The sequence below is a fragment of the Falsiroseomonas sp. genome, from assembly GCF_051859025.1.
In the GTDB taxonomy this organism is placed as follows: domain Bacteria; phylum Pseudomonadota; class Alphaproteobacteria; order Acetobacterales; family Acetobacteraceae; genus Falsiroseomonas.
This window is the reverse complement of record NZ_JBHYGL010000037.1, coordinates 155,103-173,108: the sequence shown is the minus strand read 5'-3', so window position 1 is coordinate 173,108 and position 18,006 is coordinate 155,103. Positions and strand designations below refer to the sequence as shown.

14 protein-coding genes are annotated in these 18,006 nt (G+C 71.7%); 6 read left to right on the top strand and 8 right to left on the bottom strand.

Annotated features, from left to right (window positions below; translation table 11 throughout):
- Positions 1 to 81 precede the first annotated feature (81 nt).
- Genes ACTIE5_RS23885 through opgC form a run of 5 tightly spaced genes read left to right on the top strand, consistent with a single transcriptional unit; the run spans position 82 to position 5,666 of the window.
- Positions 82 to 1,839, top strand: a complete 1,758-nt coding sequence (locus ACTIE5_RS23885; protein WP_439552232.1) for an SMP-30/gluconolactonase/LRE family protein — start codon at positions 82 to 84, stop codon at positions 1,837 to 1,839.
- A 13-nt stretch (positions 1,840 to 1,852) separates the two neighbouring features.
- Positions 1,853 to 2,779 (top strand): dihydrodipicolinate synthase family protein, encoded by a 927-nt coding sequence (locus ACTIE5_RS23880; protein WP_439552231.1) that lies wholly within the window; start codon positions 1,853 to 1,855, stop codon positions 2,777 to 2,779.
- A complete protein-coding gene (locus tag ACTIE5_RS23875; RefSeq protein ID WP_439552230.1) occupies positions 2,776 to 4,017 on the top strand; it encodes a mandelate racemase/muconate lactonizing enzyme family protein in 1,242 nt (413 codons plus the stop codon). The genes ACTIE5_RS23880 and ACTIE5_RS23875 overlap by 4 nt, the downstream gene beginning before the upstream one ends.
- A 54-nt stretch (positions 4,018 to 4,071) precedes the next feature.
- Positions 4,072 to 4,545: a hypothetical protein gene (locus ACTIE5_RS23870; protein ID WP_439552229.1), complete on the top strand. Its 474-nt coding sequence runs from the start codon at positions 4,072 to 4,074 to the stop codon at positions 4,543 to 4,545.
- Between the two features lie 2 nt (positions 4,546 to 4,547).
- The gene (gene opgC / locus ACTIE5_RS23865) at positions 4,548 to 5,666 is read left to right on the top strand and encodes an OpgC domain-containing protein (protein ID WP_439552228.1); all 1,119 of its coding nucleotides are present in this window, start codon (positions 4,548 to 4,550) and stop codon (positions 5,664 to 5,666) included.
- On the opposite strand, the gene ACTIE5_RS23860 is transcribed toward opgC, so the two are convergent.
- From ACTIE5_RS23860 to ACTIE5_RS23845, 4 genes are all read right to left on the bottom strand, one after another.
- Positions 5,636 to 6,619, bottom strand: coding sequence for an ABC transporter substrate-binding protein (locus ACTIE5_RS23860; RefSeq protein WP_439552227.1), 984 nt, complete (start codon positions 6,617 to 6,619; stop codon positions 5,636 to 5,638). The two genes, opgC and ACTIE5_RS23860, sit on opposite strands and share 31 nt — an antisense overlap.
- A gap of 75 nt (positions 6,620 to 6,694) precedes the next feature.
- Positions 6,695 to 8,464, bottom strand: coding sequence for an adenine deaminase (locus ACTIE5_RS23855; protein ID WP_439552226.1), 1,770 nt, complete (start codon positions 8,462 to 8,464; stop codon positions 6,695 to 6,697).
- On the bottom strand, positions 8,461 to 10,032 hold the full coding sequence (locus tag ACTIE5_RS23850) for an ABC transporter substrate-binding protein (protein WP_439552225.1): 1,572 nt from the start codon (positions 10,030 to 10,032) through the stop codon (positions 8,461 to 8,463). Before ACTIE5_RS23850 ends, ACTIE5_RS23855 begins: the two co-directional genes overlap by 4 nt.
- Complete coding sequence (locus tag ACTIE5_RS23845; protein WP_439552224.1) at positions 10,029 to 10,727, bottom strand: phosphoribosyltransferase; 699 nt, start codon at positions 10,725 to 10,727, stop codon at positions 10,029 to 10,031. The genes ACTIE5_RS23850 and ACTIE5_RS23845 overlap by 4 nt, the downstream gene beginning before the upstream one ends.
- A gap of 70 nt (positions 10,728 to 10,797) precedes the next feature.
- Here ACTIE5_RS23845 and ACTIE5_RS23840 point away from each other — a divergent pair, with 70 nt between their 5' ends.
- On the top strand, positions 10,798 to 11,724 hold the full coding sequence (locus ACTIE5_RS23840; protein ID WP_439552223.1) for a nucleoside hydrolase: 927 nt from the start codon (positions 10,798 to 10,800) through the stop codon (positions 11,722 to 11,724).
- A 3-nt stretch (positions 11,725 to 11,727) separates the two neighbouring features.
- Here ACTIE5_RS23840 and ACTIE5_RS23835 read toward each other — a convergent pair whose 3' ends face one another.
- The 4 genes from ACTIE5_RS23835 to ACTIE5_RS23820 all read right to left on the bottom strand — a co-directional run bounded on the left by ACTIE5_RS23835 (position 11,728) and on the right by ACTIE5_RS23820 (position 17,958).
- Positions 11,728 to 14,634: an ATP-binding protein gene (locus ACTIE5_RS23835; RefSeq protein WP_439552222.1), complete on the bottom strand. Its 2,907-nt coding sequence runs from the start codon at positions 14,632 to 14,634 to the stop codon at positions 11,728 to 11,730.
- Positions 14,635 to 15,720: a TRAP transporter substrate-binding protein gene (locus tag ACTIE5_RS23830; RefSeq protein WP_439552221.1), complete on the bottom strand. Its 1,086-nt coding sequence runs from the start codon at positions 15,718 to 15,720 to the stop codon at positions 14,635 to 14,637.
- 255 nt (positions 15,721 to 15,975) lie between these two features.
- A complete protein-coding gene (locus tag ACTIE5_RS23825) occupies positions 15,976 to 16,302 on the bottom strand; it encodes a hypothetical protein (protein WP_439552220.1) in 327 nt (108 codons plus the stop codon).
- 48 nt (positions 16,303 to 16,350) lie between these two features.
- On the bottom strand, positions 16,351 to 17,958 hold the full coding sequence (locus ACTIE5_RS23820; RefSeq protein ID WP_439552219.1) for a glycosyltransferase family 2 protein: 1,608 nt from the start codon (positions 17,956 to 17,958) through the stop codon (positions 16,351 to 16,353).
- Positions 17,959 to 18,006 lie beyond the last annotated feature (48 nt).

Here is an 18,006-nt window from a genome sequence, read left to right as displayed (position 1 = left end):
TCCAGGATATGGACAGGGTGGGGCGGGGTCAATCGGCGGGTTGCGCCGGAATTGGGTGAACGGGCGGTCAGGGAAGGGCGCATGAACCGGAGCACGGCTCGCGAGGAGGACGACAGCACCACCCCCGCCGTGCAGGGCACGCAGGCCCTGACGCGCGGCATCGCGCTGCTGAACCTCGTCGCCGACAGCCCCGCGCCGCTGCGCTTCGCGGAGATCGCGGACCGCGCCGGCCTGGCCCGCCCGACCGCCCACCGCATCCTGGCTGCGCTGGTGGAGGCGCGGATGCTGCGGCAGGACCCGCTGGCGCAGACCTATGCGCTGGGCTCCCGCTTCCTGGAGATGGCGCATCGCGTCTGGGATGGCTTCGACCTGCGCGCCACCGCCGCGCCGGAACTGGAACGCCTGGCCCGACTGGCGGGGGAGACGGCGCGGCTGGCGGTGCTGGATGGCGATGGCGTGCTCTATGTGGACCAGCGGGAGGCGGAGCAGGAGGCGGTGCGGCTGGTCAACCGCGTCGGCGCCCGTGCCCTGCCGCACGCCTCCGCCTGCGGGAAGGCGATGCTGGCGCAGCTGCCGGCGGCGGAACGGCGCGCGCTGCTGGACCGCCTGGCGCCGCTGGCCGCGCCGGGGCCGCGCACCGTCACCGATCTGGCGGCGCTGGAGCGGGAGGCCGCGCTGACGGCGGCGCGCGGCTACGCCCTGTCGCTGGAGGAAGCGAGTGCGGGGGTGAATGGCGTGGCGGCCGCGGTGCTGGACCGCCATGCCCGGCCACTCGGCGCCATCTGCCTGGTGGGGCCGGCCTTCCGGCTGGGCGAGGCCAGGCTGCACGCGCTGGGGCGGGAGGTGATGGAGGCCGCGCGCCGCATCTCCGGCAATGCGGCGCAGAGCGCCATGACGCTGACGGTCGCGCCGCGGCCCGCCGCCGTGTCCCCCGGCGTGGAGGTCGCGATCCGGGCGGAGGCGCTGCTGGGGGAGGGGCCGCTCTGGCATCAGGGGCGGCTGCATTGGGTGGATATCCTGGCCCCCGCTTTGCACCGCAGCGACCCCGCGACCGGCGAGGACCAGGTGACGCCGGTGGAGGAACTGGTGGCGGCGCTGGCGCCCCGCCGCGGCGGCGGCCTGGTGGCTGCGGCGCGCAGCGGGTTGCGGGCGCTGGGGCCCGATCGGCTTGGCGCGGGGGGGCTTGGCGCGGGTGGGCTTGGCGCGGATGGGCTGGGCGCGGTGCTGGCGGCGCCGATCGCGGAAGGCGCGGCGCTGCGCCTGAATGACGGGAAATGCGATCGCGCGGGGCGCTTCTGGGTGGGCAGCCTGGCGCTGGATTCGACGCCCGGCGCGGGCGCGCTGCATCGCATCGATGCCGATGGCGGCGCGGTGGTGATGCAGGCGGGGCTGCATGTCGCGAACGGGATCGGCTTCAGCCCGGATGACCTGGTGCTCTACCTCGCGGATAGTGCCGCGCGGCGGATCGATGCCTTCGATCTCGACCTGGCCGGTGGCACGCTGTCCAACCGCCGCCCCTTCGCGAGCTTCGCGGAGGGGGAGGGCGTGCCGGACGGGCTGACGGTGGACGCCGAGGGCTTCGTCTGGGTGGCGCTGTGGGATGGGTGGCGCGTGGCGCGCTTCGCCCCGGATGGCAGGCCCGACCGCGTGATCCATCTGCCCGTGCCGCGGCCCACCAGCGTCGCCTTCGGGGGCGATGCCTTCGACACATTGTTCGTCACCAGCGCCCGCGTGCGGCTTTCGGCCGCGGAGCTTGCCGCCGCGCCGCTGTCGGGCAGCGTCTTCGCCATCGATCCCGGCGGCATTCGCGGCCTGCCGGAACCAGAATTCCAGGGATGAGGAAACGACCTTCATGACCAGCTTTTCCAAAGGGGGCCTTTCGGGCGTCTTTCCCGTGCTGCCCACGCCCTTCACGCCGGACAACCAGGTGGATGAGGCCGCCTTCCGGCGGCTGGTGGATTTCGCCGTGGAATCCGGCGCGGACGGCATCGTCTTCCCCGGCATGGCGAGCGAGGTGGAAACGCTGTCCGCCGCCGAGCGCGGGCGGATGGTGGCGGTGCTGGGGGAACAGCTGGCGGGGCGGCTGCCCTTCATCGTCGGTGCCTCCCACGCCGACCCGGCGGAGAGCGCGGCGCGGGCGAGGGAGGGGATGGCGGCCGGCGCGGTGGCGGCGATGATCATGGCGCCGCCCCATGCGGGGCAGGATGTCGCGAAGCAGGCGGCCTTCTACGCGGCCGTCGCGGATGGCGCGCCGGGCATCGCCATCATGCTGCAGAACGCGCCCACGCCGAATGGCGCCGCGCTGGCGCCGGAAGCCGTCGCCGCTGTCGCGGCCGCCGTGCCCGCCATCCGCTATGTGAAGGAGGAGACGCTGCCCTGCGGGCAGCATGTCACGCGCATCCTGGCCGCTGCCGGCGGCACGCTGGATGGCGTGATGGGCGGCGCGGGCGCGCGCTTCGTGCTGGATGAACTCGCGCGGGGCGCCAATGGCACCATGCCCGCGCTGGAACTGGCGGATGCCCATGCCGCGCTGTGGCAGGCGTGGAAGGGGGGCGATCGCGCGAAGGCGCGCGCCATCTACCGCGACACGCTGCCGCTGCTGGCCATGCAGATGACCTTCCGCGTGCGCGCGACGAAGGAGGTGCTGAAGCGCCGCGGCCTGCTGGACCACACCGGCGCGCGCGCTTCGGGGCCGAAATTCGATGCGGGGGACCTGGCGGAGATCGGCGAGCTGATCGAGACGGCGCGGCCGGCGATGACGATGTATCCGCCTCGATGAGCGCGTCCGATGACCGGAGCGCCGCAGGGCGCGGAGGTCTGAATCGGCCGCGGCCGCCAGGCCCTGACCGCATCGAGAAGGTCACCGCCTTCGTCATCGAGATTCCGCGGGACGTGCCCTATCTCGGCCCGCTGCGCGAAGGAGAATTCGTCAACCGCGCGGGCTACATCGTGCGGGCCGGCAATCGCACACTGTATCCGACGAAGGACCGCAGCGTGGTGCTGCGCATCGACACGGAGAAGGGCCTGACGGGCTGGGGCGAGACCTACGGGATTGTCGCCCCCGAAGCCGTGCGGGCCATCGTCGACGACGTGCTGGCGCCGGTGCTGGAAGGGCGCGATCCCGCCGTGCCGGCGGTGATCCACGAGGACCTCTATGACCTGATGCGGGTCCGGGGCTTCTTCGGCGGCTTCTACGGGGATGCGCTGGCTGCGGTGGATATCGCGCTGTGGGATTTGCTGGGGAAGTCGCTCGGCGTGCCGGTCTCCACCCTGCTCGGTGGGCGGCGGCACGACCGTATCCCGGCCTATGTGTCGGGGCTTCCGCGCGCGACGCTCGGGGAACGCGTGGACTTCGCGCGGGACTGGCAGGCGCGGGGCTTCGGGGGTTTCAAATTCGCCGCCGTCGTGGCGGATGAAGGGGCGGAGGCCGAGATCGCGGCGCTGCGGGAGGGCCTCGGCCCGAAGGCGCGGATCATGGCGGACCTGCACTGGAAATACACCGCGCCGGAAGCGATCCGCCTGATCCGGCGGCTGGAACCGCACGGCTTGGCCTTCGCGGAAGCGCCCTGCGCGCCGGAGGACATCGAGGGCACGACGCTGGTCGCGCGGTCCGTCGGCGTGCCGGTGGCGCTGGGGGAGGAATTGCGCACGGTCTTCGAATGGCTGCCACGCCTGGAACGCCGCGCCTTCGGCATCGGCCAGCCGGAGATGGGGCGCACCGGCATCACGGAGTTCGCCCGGATCGGCGCGCTGTGCCACGCCTACAACGTCGAGGTGATGCCCCATGCCACGATCGGCGTCGGCATCTTCATGGCGGCGAGCCTCCAGGCCGCCAGCGCGCAGCAGAAACTGCCCTGCCATGAATACCAGCACAGCATCTTCGACCCGAATTTGCGCCTGACCCGGCCGACGGGGACGCGGCACATGGCCTGCGAGGCCGGGTTCTACCTCCTGCCCGATGGGCCGGGGCTGGGGGTGGAGCCGTCTGACGAAATGTTCACGCACCTGGCGGCGTAACGGGGCGCATCACGGGGGCGAAGCAGGGGACAGATCCCGAGCGGAGAGCCCCCGATGTCCCCCTTCATGCCCCTGTCACCCAGGGCCGACCGCATCCTGATGCTGCTGGCCTGGCCGGCGGCGATCTGGATTGCCTATGAGCTGACCTGGTACCAGCAGTTCAAGCTGACGGGGAATGAGGGCTCGGTCCACCTCTTCACCATCCTGTCGGATTGGCTCGGCACGCCGGGGGGCGAGAAGCCCTTCCGCCTGTTCGTCGCCATCCTGGAAATCTTCTGCGCGGTCTTCGTGCTGATCCCCCGCACGCGGATGATCGGCGCGGCGCTGTCGCTCGGCACCATGTCGGGCGCGATCTTCTTCCACACGGTCAGCCCGCTCGGCATCGATCCCTACGGGGATGGTGGGCAGCTGTTCAAGGAAGCGGTCTTCACCTGGTTCATGGCGCTGCTGGTGCTGTTCGCGCATCGGGCGGAGGCGGTGGGGCTGCTGGCGCGGCTGCGGGCGCGCCTGCTGCCGGCGGCGGCCTGACCATGGCGGTGCTGAAGCGCCCGCCGCGCGACCTGCGGCTTGATGTGCTGCGGGGGTGGATGCAGGTCTCCATCTTCGTCAGCCACGCCTTCGGCACCGCCTTCGCCTGGGGCATCCATGCGGCCTGGGGTGTCTCCGACTCCTCGGAGCAGTTCGTGCTGCTGTCGGGACTGGTGCTGGGGTCCGTCTTCTCCCTGAAATTCGCGCGCGATGGCTTCGGCGCGGCCTGGCGCGATATCGCCATGCGCGCCGGGCGGCTGTGGCGGATGCATCTGCTGGTCTTTTTCGCCTTCGCCGCCATGGTCTTCGCCTTCGAGCTGTTCACGCGGCTGGATGGCGTGGTGGAGGCGGGTGGCTGGTGCTGGCTGGCGGAGGCGCCCTGGTTCGCGATCCCCGGCGCCATGGTCGGGCTGTATCAGCCGGAATTCATGGGCGTGCTGCCGCTGTTCGTGCTGTTCATGCTGCTGCTGCCGGGCTTCGTGCTGCTGCTGGGGCGTTTCGGCACGCGGGCGCTGCTGCTGCCCTGGGGGCTTTATGCCGCGACGCAGATCTTCGGCCTGATGCCGCCGGCGCTGGGCGGGACCTATATCGCCTTCGATCCGCTGGCCTGGCAGGTGCTGTTCATGACGGGCGCCTGGCTGGGCTGGCGGGCGCTGCATGGGGCGGCGCCACTGGCCCGGCCCTGGTGGCTGGTGTCGCTGGCCGTGTCGGTGGTGCTGGTCGGCCTGTGGGTGAAGCTGTCCCTGCATGGCTTCGTGCCGGAACTGCCGGCCTGGGTGCTGGCGCTGACGGACAAGGATGTGCTTGCGCCGCTGCGGCTTGCCCATGCGCTGTCGCTGGCCTGGCTGGTGTCCCTCATTGTCCCGAGGGAGGCCGCGTGGATGCACCAGCCGGTGCCGCAGGCGATGGCCGCGATCGGGCGGAACAGCCTGCAGGTCTTCTGCCTCGGCCTGTTCCTGTCCTGGACGGTGGCGGCGCTGTTCCGCCTGTTCCCGGCGGATCGCCTGGTGCTGGACCTGGCGCTGATCCCCGCTGGGATCGCGGTGCTGATCGCCTTCGCGCGGTGGCGCGAAGGCGACAGGAGTGTCTCCTACAGGGAAGCGACGGCGCGTTCCCAGTAGCCGAGGTCGAGGTAGCGATCGGGCGCCGGCGGCGTGCCGCCCCAGCTTCCCAGCGTCTCCGCGCGCACGGCCAGCACGGTGCGGAAGCCCTGCAGGTCGAAGCGGCCATCGATGGCGGAACCGGTTTCCGGCGCCGTCAGCAGCGCCAGGTTGCGGCGCGCCAGCGGCGGGGCGAGGCGCAGGCGCTCCGCCAGCAGCGCCGTCACCGCATCCGTATTGGCCGGCGCCAGCATCCAGCGGATGCCCTCGATGTAGCCCTGGAGGTAGCGATGGACCACGTCCCGGTTCGCCGCCGCCCAGGCCCGCATCGCCCAGCCCGCATTGCCGAGATAGGGGCCGACCGCTTCCGTGACGGTGGACAGGCGCCGCAGGCCCCGATCTTCCGCCTGCAGGGAGAAGGGCGGGTTCAGCATGGAGGCATGGGCGGTCGGGTCGTTGAACATGAGTTCGTAGCGGGCGAAGGTGCCGCCCGTCGGTCGGATCTCGTAGCTGCCGCGCGGCAGGCCGTTCATCGCCAGCATCTTGTAGGCGACCAGCGCGTAGGCGGTGTTGGGCGCATCGACGATCAGCGTCTTGCCGCGCAGCCCGGCCCAGTTCTGGATTTCCGGCTTCACGTAGAAGGCGTTGAAGGCGCTGTCGCCGCCGATGAGGATCCCGATGTCATGGCCCGCTTCGGCCATGGCGACGGCATTGTCCACGCCGGCCACGACCAGCTGGTGGTCGCCCGCCGCCAGGCCGTTGCGCAGCACGTCGGAATTGGGGGTGTTCTCGATCACCACCTCGATCCCCCGGCGCGCGAAGGCGCCGGTGTGCTGGCCGGCGAAAAGCGGCAGGTTGGCGAGGCCCGGGAAGACCTTGACCTTCAGCGTGGTGGCCTGGGCGCGGGCGATGCCGGGCGCCGCCAGCGCGGCGGTGGTGGTGCCCAGAAGCAGGCGTCGCGTGATGCGGATCATGGCGTCCGTTCCCTCCGAAATCGATTGCAGGGATTGTGCCCGAACCGGAAGGGGACGCAACAACCAAGCGCGGGGTCAGGCTGGCAGGGGCTCCGCGGGGTCGAAGATCTCCCCCGTCGCGCCATCGGTCAGGCCGAGGTCGGTCGGGTGCGGCGCCGGGTTGCAGGCGAGGGACAGGCCCGTCATCGCGCGGAAGACGCGGAAGGGGCCCTGCCAGTCGATCACCTGGTCGGCCTCCTGCCGCAGGGCCGCGAAATTGGCGGCGGTGACGTCGGGCGGCGTTTCGGCCAGCAGGCCGGCGATGGGCAGGGGGACCAGGGCCGTGACCTTGCCGTTCCGCGCCACGGCCATGCCGCCACCGCATTCGATCAGCGCGTTGGCGGCCGCCTGCATGTCCGCGGGATCGCGGCCCAGCACGAGCAGGTTGTGGCTGTCATGGCTGATGGTCGTGGCGATGGCGCCGCGCGGATTGCCCCAGCCCTCGATGATGGCGGTCTGCGGCGTGGCGGGGACGCGGCCGTGGCGGTGGATGATGGTGATGCAGGCGTGGTCGGGCGGCAGGACCGCGAAGCCGTTGCGGACGGGGACCTCCACGCTGCCCCATTTGCCGTGCCGCGCCCCGACGATTTTCCTCAAGCGCGCCGTGCCGTCGCCGACGCCGTTGACGCGCGGCATGAAGGATTCGATGGGCTGGATGGAGAGCTTCACCGTGTCCGTCGGGCCCTTGGTGCGGCGCGGTGCTTCCAGCAGCTTGCCGTCGCGCGCGACCAGCTTCCCGGCGGTGAAGACGCGCTCCACCGTCACGGAAGGCAGGTCCGAAAGAACAACGATATCCGCCTGCCGCCCCGCGCCGATCAGGCCGAGATCGTCGCGCTTGAGGCGCATCGCGGCGTGGAAGGTCGCGCAGCGGATGGCCGCGATGGGGTTCATGCCGCGGGCGATGATCCGGGCAATCGTGTCGCGCAGGCCGCCCTTTTCGAGCAGCTCATCCGGGAAGATGTCATCGGTGCAGAACACCAGGTTCGGCGGCAGCATGGGCAGGGCGGCGAGTGCCGTCAGCACGCCGGGCAGGACATAGTCGTGGCTGCCGCGGAGTTCGACCGTCATGCCGGTGCGGAGCTTCTGGAGGAAATCCTCCGGGCCCACGATCTCATGGCAGCTGGTGACGCCGGCGCTGGCATAGGCCTGGAGGTCGCCATCCACCATGCCGCGGGCATGGCCGTTGACGTTCTTGCCGGAAGCGAGCCCCGCGCCGACGATGCCCGCCATGTGCGGCGTGCCGCGCAGCACGCCGGGCATGTCCATCACCTCCGCCACGCCGGCGATCTCTGGCCAGGACAGCATCTCCGCCATCTCCGCCGGGCCGATATCCGCGCCGGCCACTTCAAGGCCAGGGGCTGAGGGGACGCAGGAGGGCGCGGCGACCAGGCTCCGCAGCGGCAGGTCGCGCGACGCATCGATGGCCCAGCGCACGCCGGGCAGGCCCAGCACATTCGCCAACTCATGCGGGTCCCACACGCAGGTCGTGGTGCCGGCGGGGACGACGCTCGCGGCATAATCCGCCGGCGCCATCAGGCTGCTTTCGTAATGCAGGTGGCTGTCGATGAAGCCGGGGGCGAGGAACCTGCCCGAGACATCCTCGATCCGCTCCGCATCCTCCCGCGACCCGGGCGCGTGGACGGAGGCGATGATGGGACCGACGATGCCGATATCGGCCGCGCGGAGTTCGCCGGTGGCGACATCGACGATGGTGCCGCCCATCAGCAGCAGGTCGAAGCGGGCGGAACCGCGCGCGGCCTGGACGGCGCGGGCGCGGATGGCGGGGTCGACGGGGTCGTGGGTCATCGGGCAGCCCTTCCGGCGCTGAAGGCCAGCGTCATCTCATCGGTGCGGGGTTCGTAGGTGAAGCCGCGGCGCATCGCCCAGGTATTCTGCGCGAAATAGAGGGGAATGAGCGCGGTGTGGTCGACCAGCGCCAGGCGCGTGGCGCGCTGCGTCAGGGCGCGGCGCTGGTCGTCATCGATCGTCGTGCGGGCCTGCTGGATCAGCGCATCGACCTCCGCATTGCTGAACCGGCCGCGATTGGCGGTGCCGAGGCCGAGTGTCGTGTTCCAGCTGTGGATCTGCGTCTCCAGCATGCCCAGCAATTCGGGGTTGGGGGAGAAGCCCGCGAAGTTCACGCTGTAGCGGAGTTGCGCAGCCTCGCTCAACCAGACGGCGCGGGTGCGCGTTTCCACCGTGGTCGTCAGGCCCAACCGCGTCCACATCTGCGCGATGGCCTGCACCACCTGTTCGTCATTGACGAAGCGGTCATTGGGTCCGTTGACCTGCACGGTGAAGCCCTGCGCCCAGCCAGCCTCCGCCAGCAGGCGGCGTGCCTCCGCCAGGTCGAAGGGCGGCGGCGTCATGTCCGGGGATGTGCCGAAATAGCCGGGGGGGCCGAGATCGCCGGCCGGCGTGCCCTGGCCTTGCAGGATGCGGCTGGTGATCGCCTCCCGGTTGATTGCCAATGACAGCGCCCGGCGCACACGGGCATCGCGCAGCGGGTTCGGGATGCGCGCGCCATCCTTGCCGCGGATATGGGGGCTGTCCTCCCGGTCGCTGTCCAGCGTCAGGAACAGCAGGCGGTTGGAGGGGCTTTCGGCCACGCTGAAGCGCGCGGCATCGGCGCGGAAGCGCGCCAGATGGTCGGGCGGCACGATCTCGATCATGTCCACATCGCCCGATTGCAGCGCGGCGGTGCGGGCGCCGGCATTGGCGATGGGACGGAATTCGACGCGGGCGAAGGCGGGCGCGGTGCCGTGGAAATTGGGGTTGCGTTCCATCACCACGGGGCTGCCGGGCTGCCAGGAGACGTGGCGGAAGGGCCCGGTGCCGACCATGACGCGGCCGGCATTGTAGTCCTGCGTGGTCGCGCCTTCGCCGTGCCGCTTCGAGACGATCATGACAAGCGCGAGGAAGTTGGGCAGCAGCGGCGTCGGCTGGCTGGTGCGCAGGCGCAGCGTCGTCGCGTCCACCGCCTCCACCGCCGCGATGGGGCGGGTGGCGTAGCGGAAGCTGGATGGCGAATTGGGCACGTCGCCGGCGCGGGCGATGGTGAAGGCCACATCCTCCACCGTCACCGGCGCGCCATCATGGAAGCGCGCGACGGGGTCGAGCTTCACTTCCCAGGTCAGCTCATCCACCGCGCGCATGGACAGCGCGATGGCCGGCCGCAGGGCCTGGCGCGCATCCTGTTCCATCAGCGGCTGGAAGATGTGCCGGCTGAAGGCGATGTTGGTGATGAGGCTGGCGAAATGCGGGTCGAGGCTGGTGGGCCCGGCCTCCACCCCGATGCGGATCGAATCCTGCGCCATGGCGGGGGCGGCGAGGAGCGGCGCGGCCAGCAGGGCGGCGCGAAGCGACTTCATCATGCGGCGTGATCCAGGGGCAGGCAGATTGCGTGGGGCGCGGTGCCGGGTTCGGGCACCCAACCCCCGTGCATGGGGCGCAGGATCGGGGTGGCGAAGGCGGCGCGGACGGGGATCGCCCCGGGCCAGGAAGCCTGCCAGCGGTTGCCCTGGGCCATGGCGACCAACATTCCCACGGGCGTGACGCCGGCGGCCTTCAGCAGGGCCAGGCCCGCCAGGGCCGAGGCGCCGGTGCTCACCACGTCATCCACCAGCAGCACGCGCTTTCCCTCCAGCCGGTGGATGATCCGCGGGTCCAGCCACAGGCGGCGCTCGGCGGGGGAGGTGATGGAATGGACGGGCACCGAGAGCCGGTCCTCATACCACCGCTTGCGGGACCAGCCGGGGGCGACCCAGTTCGGGTGGCCCAGCGCCTCCGCCACCATTGGCGCGAATACCTGGCCGAGGCTCGGCAGGCCCACCACGATTTCGGCCCCCCAGGGCCGGGCGGCATCGGCCATCCAGCCCGACAGCGCCCGCACGACGGGGAAGCTGGCCTGGTTGGCGATGAGGCCCGCGACGCCGAAATCGCCGAAATCGCGCAGCGGCAGGGGCAGCACGCTGCCATCGGGCATCGTCGCGGGGTAGGACGCGGTATGAGGCCCGGGCGCCGTCCTGGACTCCGCCGGGGGCGCCTCGAACCGCTGCCAGAACTCCATCAGGCTTCCATTGGGTGTGGGCGCCGCACCGTGGCATGCTGCGCCGCACAGCCGCAACCCGGGACGAGCCATGCCGCGCACCACCATCATCGATTGCGACCCGGGGACGGATGACGCCATCGCGCTGTGGCTGGCGCTGGGGTCGCCGGAACTGGATGTGAAGCTCATCACCGTGGCGGGGGGGAATGTCGGGCTGGACCGCACCACGGCCAATGCCCGCGCCGTGGTCGGGCTGACGGGGCGGGACATTCCCATCGTGGCTGGGGCCGAGCGGTCCCTGATGGCGCCCTTCCGGGCGGAGACGGCGGTGCATGGCAATGATGGCCTGGGCGGCGTGGTGCTGCCGGAAGGGCCGCCGCTGGCGCCCGGGATCGCCGCGGATGCCATCCGCGGCCTGCTGCGGGAAGCGGCCCCGGCTTCCGTCACCGTCATCGGCCTTGGCCCCGTCACCAACCTGGCGCTGGCCTTCGCGGCGGAACCCGCGCTGGTGGACCGCGTGCAGGATCTGGTGCTGATGTCCGGCGCCTGGTCGGAGGGCAACATCACCCCCGCCGCCGAGTTCAACGCCTGGAATGACCCGGAGGCGCTGGCCATCCTGCTCAACCTCGGCCTGAAGGTCGCGATCGCGACGCTGGACCTGACCTTCCAGGCGAAGGTGACGCCGGGGGTGATCGAGGCCCTGGCGGCGCGGGAAGGGGGCGCCTGCTGGCACGCGGCGCTGGCGATCCTGCGGGCGCTGCCGGCATCGCGCCGGATGCACCATGAAGGCTTCCCGCTGCACGACCCCTGCGCCATCGCCTGGGTGCTGGCGCCGCATCTGTTCGGCGTCAAGGACGCGGCGGCGGAGGTGGATTGCACGGCCGGGCCATCCCGCGGCCGCACGGTGATCGACCGCTGGAACCGGCTGGGCCGGCCCGCCAATTTAGCGCTGATGGAGACGCTGGACGCGCCGGGCTTCTTCGACCTGCTGGCGGCGCGGATCGCGCCCTTGCCCTGACGCTCAGTCCCCGACGCCCTGGGCGAGGCGGGCCGGCGGGATGGTGTCGTTCATGGCCTGGCGGTTCAGCGGCGCCTCCACCAGCGGCAGGGTCGCCGCCGCCACTTCCAGCACCTGGCGCAGGCTGGCACTGGGGTCGCGGCCGGCATGGAGTTCGGCCTGCATGAATTCCGTCACGGCGGCGAGGCGCCGCGCGCCCAGCGTGCGGGCGGCGCCCAGCAGGCGATGCGCGGCGTGGCGCAGCCGGGGCAGGTCCTGCGCGATGGCGGGGGCGGACAGCGTCTCATACCCCAGCCGCACCTCGCCCACGAATTCGCTGATGACGACATCGGCGGTGGGGCCGAGGTCGGCGGCCAGGTTGCGCAGCGCGGCGCCATCCAGCAGCGGCTGCTGCATCTCCCTGGACGTCGCGGGCCCGCCATCATCCAGCGAATGCCCGGCGGCCAGGCGCTGCACGGCGGCGAGCAGGATCTCGCGGTCGATCGGCTTGGCCAGATGGCCGTCCATGCCGGCGGCGCGGCAGGCCGCCACCTGTTCCGGCAGGGCGGAGGCGGTGACGGCCAGCACCGGCACGCGCTGCCGCCCGCCATCGAGCGCGCGGATGCGGCGGGTGGCTTCGAGCCCGTCCATCACCGGCATCTGCACGTCCATCAGCACCACGTCGTAGCTGTCACGCTCCACCGCGGCGAGTGCTTCCGCCCCATCCGCCGCGCTGTCCACGCGATGGCCGGCGGCCACCAGCATGGCGCGGGCCACCATGCGGTTGGCGGCGACATCGTCCGCCACCAGCACCCGCAGGCTGCGGCCGGGGGCGGCGGGCAGCATCTCCGCCGGCGCGGCGGCGACCGTGGCGGGCAGCGGCACTTCCCGCAGCGGCAGTTCCACCCAGAACATCGCGCCCTGGCCGGCGGCGCTGTCGCAGCCGATCCGCCCGCCCATCGCGGCGGCCAGGCGCGCGGAGATGGCGAGGCCGAGCCCCGTGCCCGCGCCATCCTGCCCCGCCACGGGGAAGAGCTGGGAGAAATCCTCGAACAGCAGGTGCCGCTTTTCCGGCGGCACGCCGGGGCCGGTGTCCTTCACCTCGATCCGCAGGCCGGGGCGGCCGCCGGGTAGCGGCAGGGCGCGGAAATCCACGCGGCCGCCGGGCGGCGTGAACTTCACGGCGTTGGACAGCAGGTTGAGCAGCATCTGCCGCAGCCGGGTGGCATCGGCCTCCACCGCCGGCGGCGTGGCGGGGGCGATGTCCAGCGTCAGGGTCAGGCCCTTGCGGTCGACCTCCGGCGTCAGCAGGCTGGCGCAGGCATCCAGCATCGGGCGCACGGCGACGTCGCGCAGATGCAGGTCGAGCTTGCCGGCCTCGATCTTGGACAGGTCGAGCAGGCTGTTGACGAGTTCGAGCAGGTGGCGGCCGGCATCGTGCAGGGTCTCCACCTGCTCCCGCTGCTCATCGGTCAGGTTCGGGTCGCGCAGCAGGACCTGGGCGAAGCCGAGAACGCCGTTCAGGGGCGTGCGCAGTTCATGCGACATGCGCGCCAGGAACTGGGACTTCGCCTCCCCGGCCGCGCGGGCGCCGTCGCGGGCGGCGGCCAGTTCGTCCATGGCGCGCTTCAGCGGCGTGATGTCGGTGCGGATGCCGACGGTGCCGCCATCCGGCGTGCTGCGTTCGGTGATCAGCACCCAGCGGCCATCGGGCAGCAGGCGTTCGATCGGCGGGTTGTTGGCGTGGCGCCAGGCATCCATCTCGTCGATGAAGGCCTCCAGGTCGCCGACCGCCTGGGGGTACTGCCCGCGCTTGGCACCTTCGCGCATGATGTCGCGGAAGGCGGCGCCCGCCTTGATGAAGGGCGCGCTGATTGCGTAGAATTCCTTGTAGCGCTGGTTGCAGGCAATCAGCCGGTCGTCGGGCCCGAACATCACAAAGCCGTCCGACATGCTCTCCAGCGCATTCTCCAGCGTCGAACGCCAGCGCGCGCGTTCCGCCTCCACCTTCTCCCGCTGCCGCAGGCCGACGAGCAGGGCGGCGGCGAGGGCCAGCACCAGGGCTGCGAAGGCGCCGGAGACCAGCAGCGCGCGTTCGCGGTCGAACTCCCACCCCGCCAGCGCCGCGCTGCGCTCCACCGTCGTGACGACGGAGAGGGAGGGGTAGAGCGTCGGGCGGACGGAGACGAGGACCGGTTCGTCGTTGAAGCGGCTGCGGGCCTGCGTCGCGCCCATCAGCGCGCCGGCGGGCACGGCCAGGCGGCGGCCGATCCGCGTCTCGTCATGCGGCAGGGCGGCGAGCAGCGTGCCGTCGTCCCGTTCCAGCGTGACGCGCATGCCGGGGGCTTCGCCGCCGACGGCGAGGAGGGAGCCGACCAGCGGCACGGGCACTTCCGCCACCGCGGTGACATTGCCGATGACCGGCATCCGGATGGGGCGGGCGAAGAACAGCGCCCATTCGCCCGTGGCGGGGTTCTGCACGGGCCCGCCGATCATCACGCTGCCGGCATGGGGCGCGGCATCGGTGAAGGCGGGGCCGAGCGGCAGGGGCAAGGGCCGGCGGCGGGAGACGGCGAGCGCGGTCGCGATCGGCATGCCGTCCGCCCCCACCAGCAGCACGTCGCGGAAGGTGAAGTTCTGGTTGTTCAGCTCCCGCATTACGCGGCCGGCGCCGGAGGCATCGAACCGCCCGTCCCGCGCATAGGGCGCGAGGATGGAGGGCAGGCCCGCCAGCATGGCGTCCACCTGCACGAAGTTGCGGTTGATGGAGGCCTCCACCGCGCGGGCGACGCGGTTGGCGGTATCGCTGGCGGCCGTCAGCGCCGCATCGCGCGATCGTTCCATCAGCAGCGCCGTCGCCACCACCTGCGCCAGCAGGATGGCGAAGACGGCGCCGAGGACGGCGAGGCGGAGGCGGCGTGCCGTCTGCATCTATTCGGGCCGCGCCCGGATGCCGAGCGTCGGTGCCAGGTGCTCGTTCCAGGCGTCCACGCAATCCATGCCGCAGCGGTTCACCCAGCGCGGCAGCACCACTTCCGTCAGCAGCCGGCGGCGGCGATCGTCATCGGCGGCGGTGACGGGCACGACCGTCATGCTGCCGCGGCGGCCCGTGGTGCAGGCGGGCTGGCCGGCATTGCAGGCCAGGCCGTCGCCGGTCTCGCGGTCCGCGGCGTTCCAGATCTCGGGCTCCAGGTCCGCGACCCCGCGGCGGATGATCTCCTGGATGTCGGGGGCCAGGGCGGACCAGGCGGTGGAATTGGCGCCGAAGATGGAGATGCCCCAGGTGATGGCCATGGCGTGCACATGGCTCGTCACCTCATGCAGGCCGACGGCGTTGCCGGACAGCGTGCCGGTGATGGCGCATTCCACAACGCCGCCGCGGATTGCCTGCACCATCTCCGCGAAGGGGGTCACGACGGGGGTGGCGCCGAGGGCCTGCACCATCTCCGACTGGCCGACGGAGGAGGTGCGGATGCGCCGCCCCGCCAGGTCCGACAGGCCGGCGAAGGGGCGGGTGCAGAACACCACCTGGGCGGGGTAGGTGTAGATGCCCAGCAGCTCGATCTGGTAGCGCTCCCGCAGCACCTGTTCGATATGGGGGCGGTAGGCGCCGACGGTCTGGCGCAGCGTGCGCATGTCCGGCGACAGGGCAGGCAGGTCGACCGCGTTGAATTCGGGTTCCTCGGTCGAGACGATGGCGAGCAGCGCGGTGCCGAAGGGCACGACGCCGAGGCGCATGAGTTGCAGCATCTCCTGCCCGCGGATGCCGCTGCGGTCGAAGGGGGCGATTTCCGCCACCACGCGGCCCTGGGTCAGTTCCGTGATCCGGCGGCGCCAGAAGGGTTCCTCATACCGGACATACTGGCTGACATCGGCCAGGCCGCCGACGATCTTCAGCCGCGCCTGCGGTTCCTGCTGGCCCTGTGCCTGGGGTTGTGCCGGTGTCTGCGTCTGTGCCGGTGTCTGCGTCTGCCCCTGGGACTGGGCGTGAACGGGCACGGCGCCAAGCAGCGCCATCAAAAACGCGGCAGCAAGACCAAGGCGGCAGCGTGCCAAGCGCATAAGGATTCCCCGGAACAGCGACCATCATCGTGACCATCGGGCGTCCACGACGCCAGGGCAGTCTCACGCCATGGTATAGCAGTTACTTTAACGATTGCGACAACCCTAACGCGAGTCACCGCGGGCTGCATCGCGCGAAAATGCGAGCCTTAGATGAAATTTCTGAAGGATTGGGCGGGCCTGCGACAGGCTGGACCAGCGATCGCTGCGTCAGGGCAGCATGTCGCGCAGCCAGGCTTCCGATTCCGCCGAGAGGCCGGACCATGCCGCCTTCGGGCCGACCGCCGTCACCAGCAGCAGGCCGCTGCGGTCGAAGCCCCGCCGCGCCAGGGCCCGCTTGAAATGACTGATGAGGTAGGATGGCGACAGGTCGGTGGAGACGAGGATGCTGTCATCCGCCACCGCCCAATGCGCATCTGCCACTTCCCACACGGCATCCCGCACGGCCTTGCGCATGCCCTCCACGCCCCCGGCTTCCGGGCTGGCATCCGCCGCATCGGCGGCTTCGGGGCGATGGATGACGAGGGACAGGCTCATCCCCGGATTGTTGCGCCAAACCGCCGCGCAGCCAAGTGTCCACAGGCCTTAGCCCGCCAGGCGATCCCGCTGCCAGGCGGCGGTGTCCTGCATCAGGCCGAGCGCCACCAGCGCGTCCGGCCCCTCCAGCGCCCTGGCTTCCGGTCCGGCGAGGGAGAAGGCGGGGTCTGCTTCCAGCTTGCGGAGATAGCGGCGGTATTCGCGGGATCCGTCGTAGTGGATGCCGCGCGTGACGGCATCGACGGCACGCTCGTGGAAATCCTGCAGGAACTTGAAGTGCAGCAGCACGCCGGTCGGCTGTTCCGCCGCCATGCGCATGGGCGCGATCCGGTGGGTGGAGGCCAGCAGCGCCGCGCCTTCGCGCCAGCGTACCAGGGGCAGCTTCGTCAGCGTGGGCGACCGCGGCGGCGCGAGCGCGAGGAAGCGGGCATTGGTCCTGAGCGCCGGGATGCGGTGGCCGAGATTGAACAGCCTCTGCCGCAGCCAGCGCAGGCCCCGGCTGGGGTTCGCCTCCGGGAAGAACAGCCTTTCCCGGACCCCGCCATAATCCAGCGCGCCGGGGAAGCCGTCGATCCGCTCACGCCGCAGGCGGGGCGGCTCGAACAGCGGCGCGGCGTCGCGCAGGTCATCCCCCGCGCGGTAGCGGCAATCCGCCAGGGCGCTGCGCGGGAAGCAGTCCAGCAGGATGGTGCGGAAGGCTTCCGCGCCCTCCGCATCCAGGTGCCGCGTCAGCGCGCGCAGGCCGACGCGGTCGCTGCCGGGGAAGACCAGCTGCTCATCCGCATCCAGCACCAGCACCCAATGGCCGCGGCCCCAGGCATCCAGCACCGCATTGGTCCAGGTGATGCCGTAGCCGGAGGCCGGGTAGCCGCCAGGCGCGTCGATCAGATGCGCGCCGGCGCGCAGCGCCACGTCCCGCGTGCCGTCGGTGGACCGGTTGTCGATGACGATGAAGCGATCCACCCCCAGCGCGCGCGCGGCGGCCAGGGCGGCGGGCAGGCGCAGGGCCTCGTTCCGCACGACCAGCACGGCCAGGATCTCCCCGGGCCTTGGCGCGGGTGGCGGCCCGATGGGGGAAAGCCCGTCCGGCAGGCTCGGCAGCGGGGCGTGGGCGCTGGCATTGGTCCCGGCCAGGGCGCGGGCGGCGATGGCGGGATCGTCTTCGAAGGGGGCGGCGAAGGGCAGGCCGCTGCCGAAGGCGGCCGGCAGATCCGCCAGCCCCAGCGCCGCCCCATCCGGCCGCCGATGCGCCAGCGCGGATGCCGGACGCGGCAGGATGGCGCGGGCCCGCATGCCGAGGGCCGCTGCCTCGATGGAGCCTTCCGCCGCCAGGCGCCTGGCGGTCGCGGCGGTCAGGCACCAGGCATCGCCCGCATCGATGCCGGGATGGTCGCCGGCCAGCAGCCTGGCGGCGATGGAAGCGGGCGGCCGCACCGGCAGGGCGCCAGGCGGCAGCCAGGCCAGGGAGCGCAGGGCGGGATCGGCCAGCGCCTGAAGCAGCGCTGCCTCATCCTGCCCCGGAACGACACGCGCCCCCCAGCCACAGAGCCGGTCTGCCAGGCGAGGCGCCGCACCCAGCACCGTGACCCCGTGCAGGGGCGCCGGCGGTGCGTCGATGGTGACGGAACCGTTCGGGTGCAGGCAGGCGGTGCTCACGGGAAGGAAGGTCTCCGGTCCAGCTCAGGGACATCGCGCAACGTCCCG

What these genes read in the sequence shown, in the direction of transcription:
- ACTIE5_RS23885 (WP_439552232.1), top strand. Translation starts at nt 82, where the DNA reads ATGAACCGGAGCACGGCTCGCGAGGAGGACGACAGCACCACCCCCGCC.
- opgC (WP_439552228.1), top strand. Translation starts at nt 4,548, where the DNA reads ATGGCGGTGCTGAAGCGCCCGCCGCGCGACCTGCGGCTTGATGTGCTG.
- ACTIE5_RS23830 (WP_439552221.1), bottom strand. Translation starts at nt 15,720, where the DNA reads ATGGCGCTGCTTGGCGCCGTGCCCGTTCACGCCCAGTCCCAGGGGCAG.
- ACTIE5_RS23835 (WP_439552222.1), bottom strand. Translation starts at nt 14,634, where the DNA reads ATGCAGACGGCACGCCGCCTCCGCCTCGCCGTCCTCGGCGCCGTCTTC.
- ACTIE5_RS23850 (WP_439552225.1), bottom strand. Translation starts at nt 10,032, where the DNA reads ATGATGAAGTCGCTTCGCGCCGCCCTGCTGGCCGCGCCGCTCCTCGCC.
- ACTIE5_RS23860 (WP_439552227.1), bottom strand. Translation starts at nt 6,619, where the DNA reads ATGATCCGCATCACGCGACGCCTGCTTCTGGGCACCACCACCGCCGCG.
- ACTIE5_RS23855 (WP_439552226.1), bottom strand. Translation starts at nt 8,464, where the DNA reads ATGACCCACGACCCCGTCGACCCCGCCATCCGCGCCCGCGCCGTCCAG.
- ACTIE5_RS23870 (WP_439552229.1), top strand. Translation starts at nt 4,072, where the DNA reads ATGTCCCCCTTCATGCCCCTGTCACCCAGGGCCGACCGCATCCTGATG.
- ACTIE5_RS23845 (WP_439552224.1), bottom strand. Translation starts at nt 10,727, where the DNA reads ATGGAGTTCTGGCAGCGGTTCGAGGCGCCCCCGGCGGAGTCCAGGACG.
- ACTIE5_RS23825 (WP_439552220.1), bottom strand. Translation starts at nt 16,302, where the DNA reads ATGAGCCTGTCCCTCGTCATCCATCGCCCCGAAGCCGCCGATGCGGCG.
- ACTIE5_RS23875 (WP_439552230.1), top strand. Translation starts at nt 2,776, where the DNA reads ATGAGCGCGTCCGATGACCGGAGCGCCGCAGGGCGCGGAGGTCTGAAT.
- ACTIE5_RS23840 (WP_439552223.1), top strand. Translation starts at nt 10,798, where the DNA reads ATGCCGCGCACCACCATCATCGATTGCGACCCGGGGACGGATGACGCC.
- ACTIE5_RS23880 (WP_439552231.1), top strand. Translation starts at nt 1,853, where the DNA reads ATGACCAGCTTTTCCAAAGGGGGCCTTTCGGGCGTCTTTCCCGTGCTG.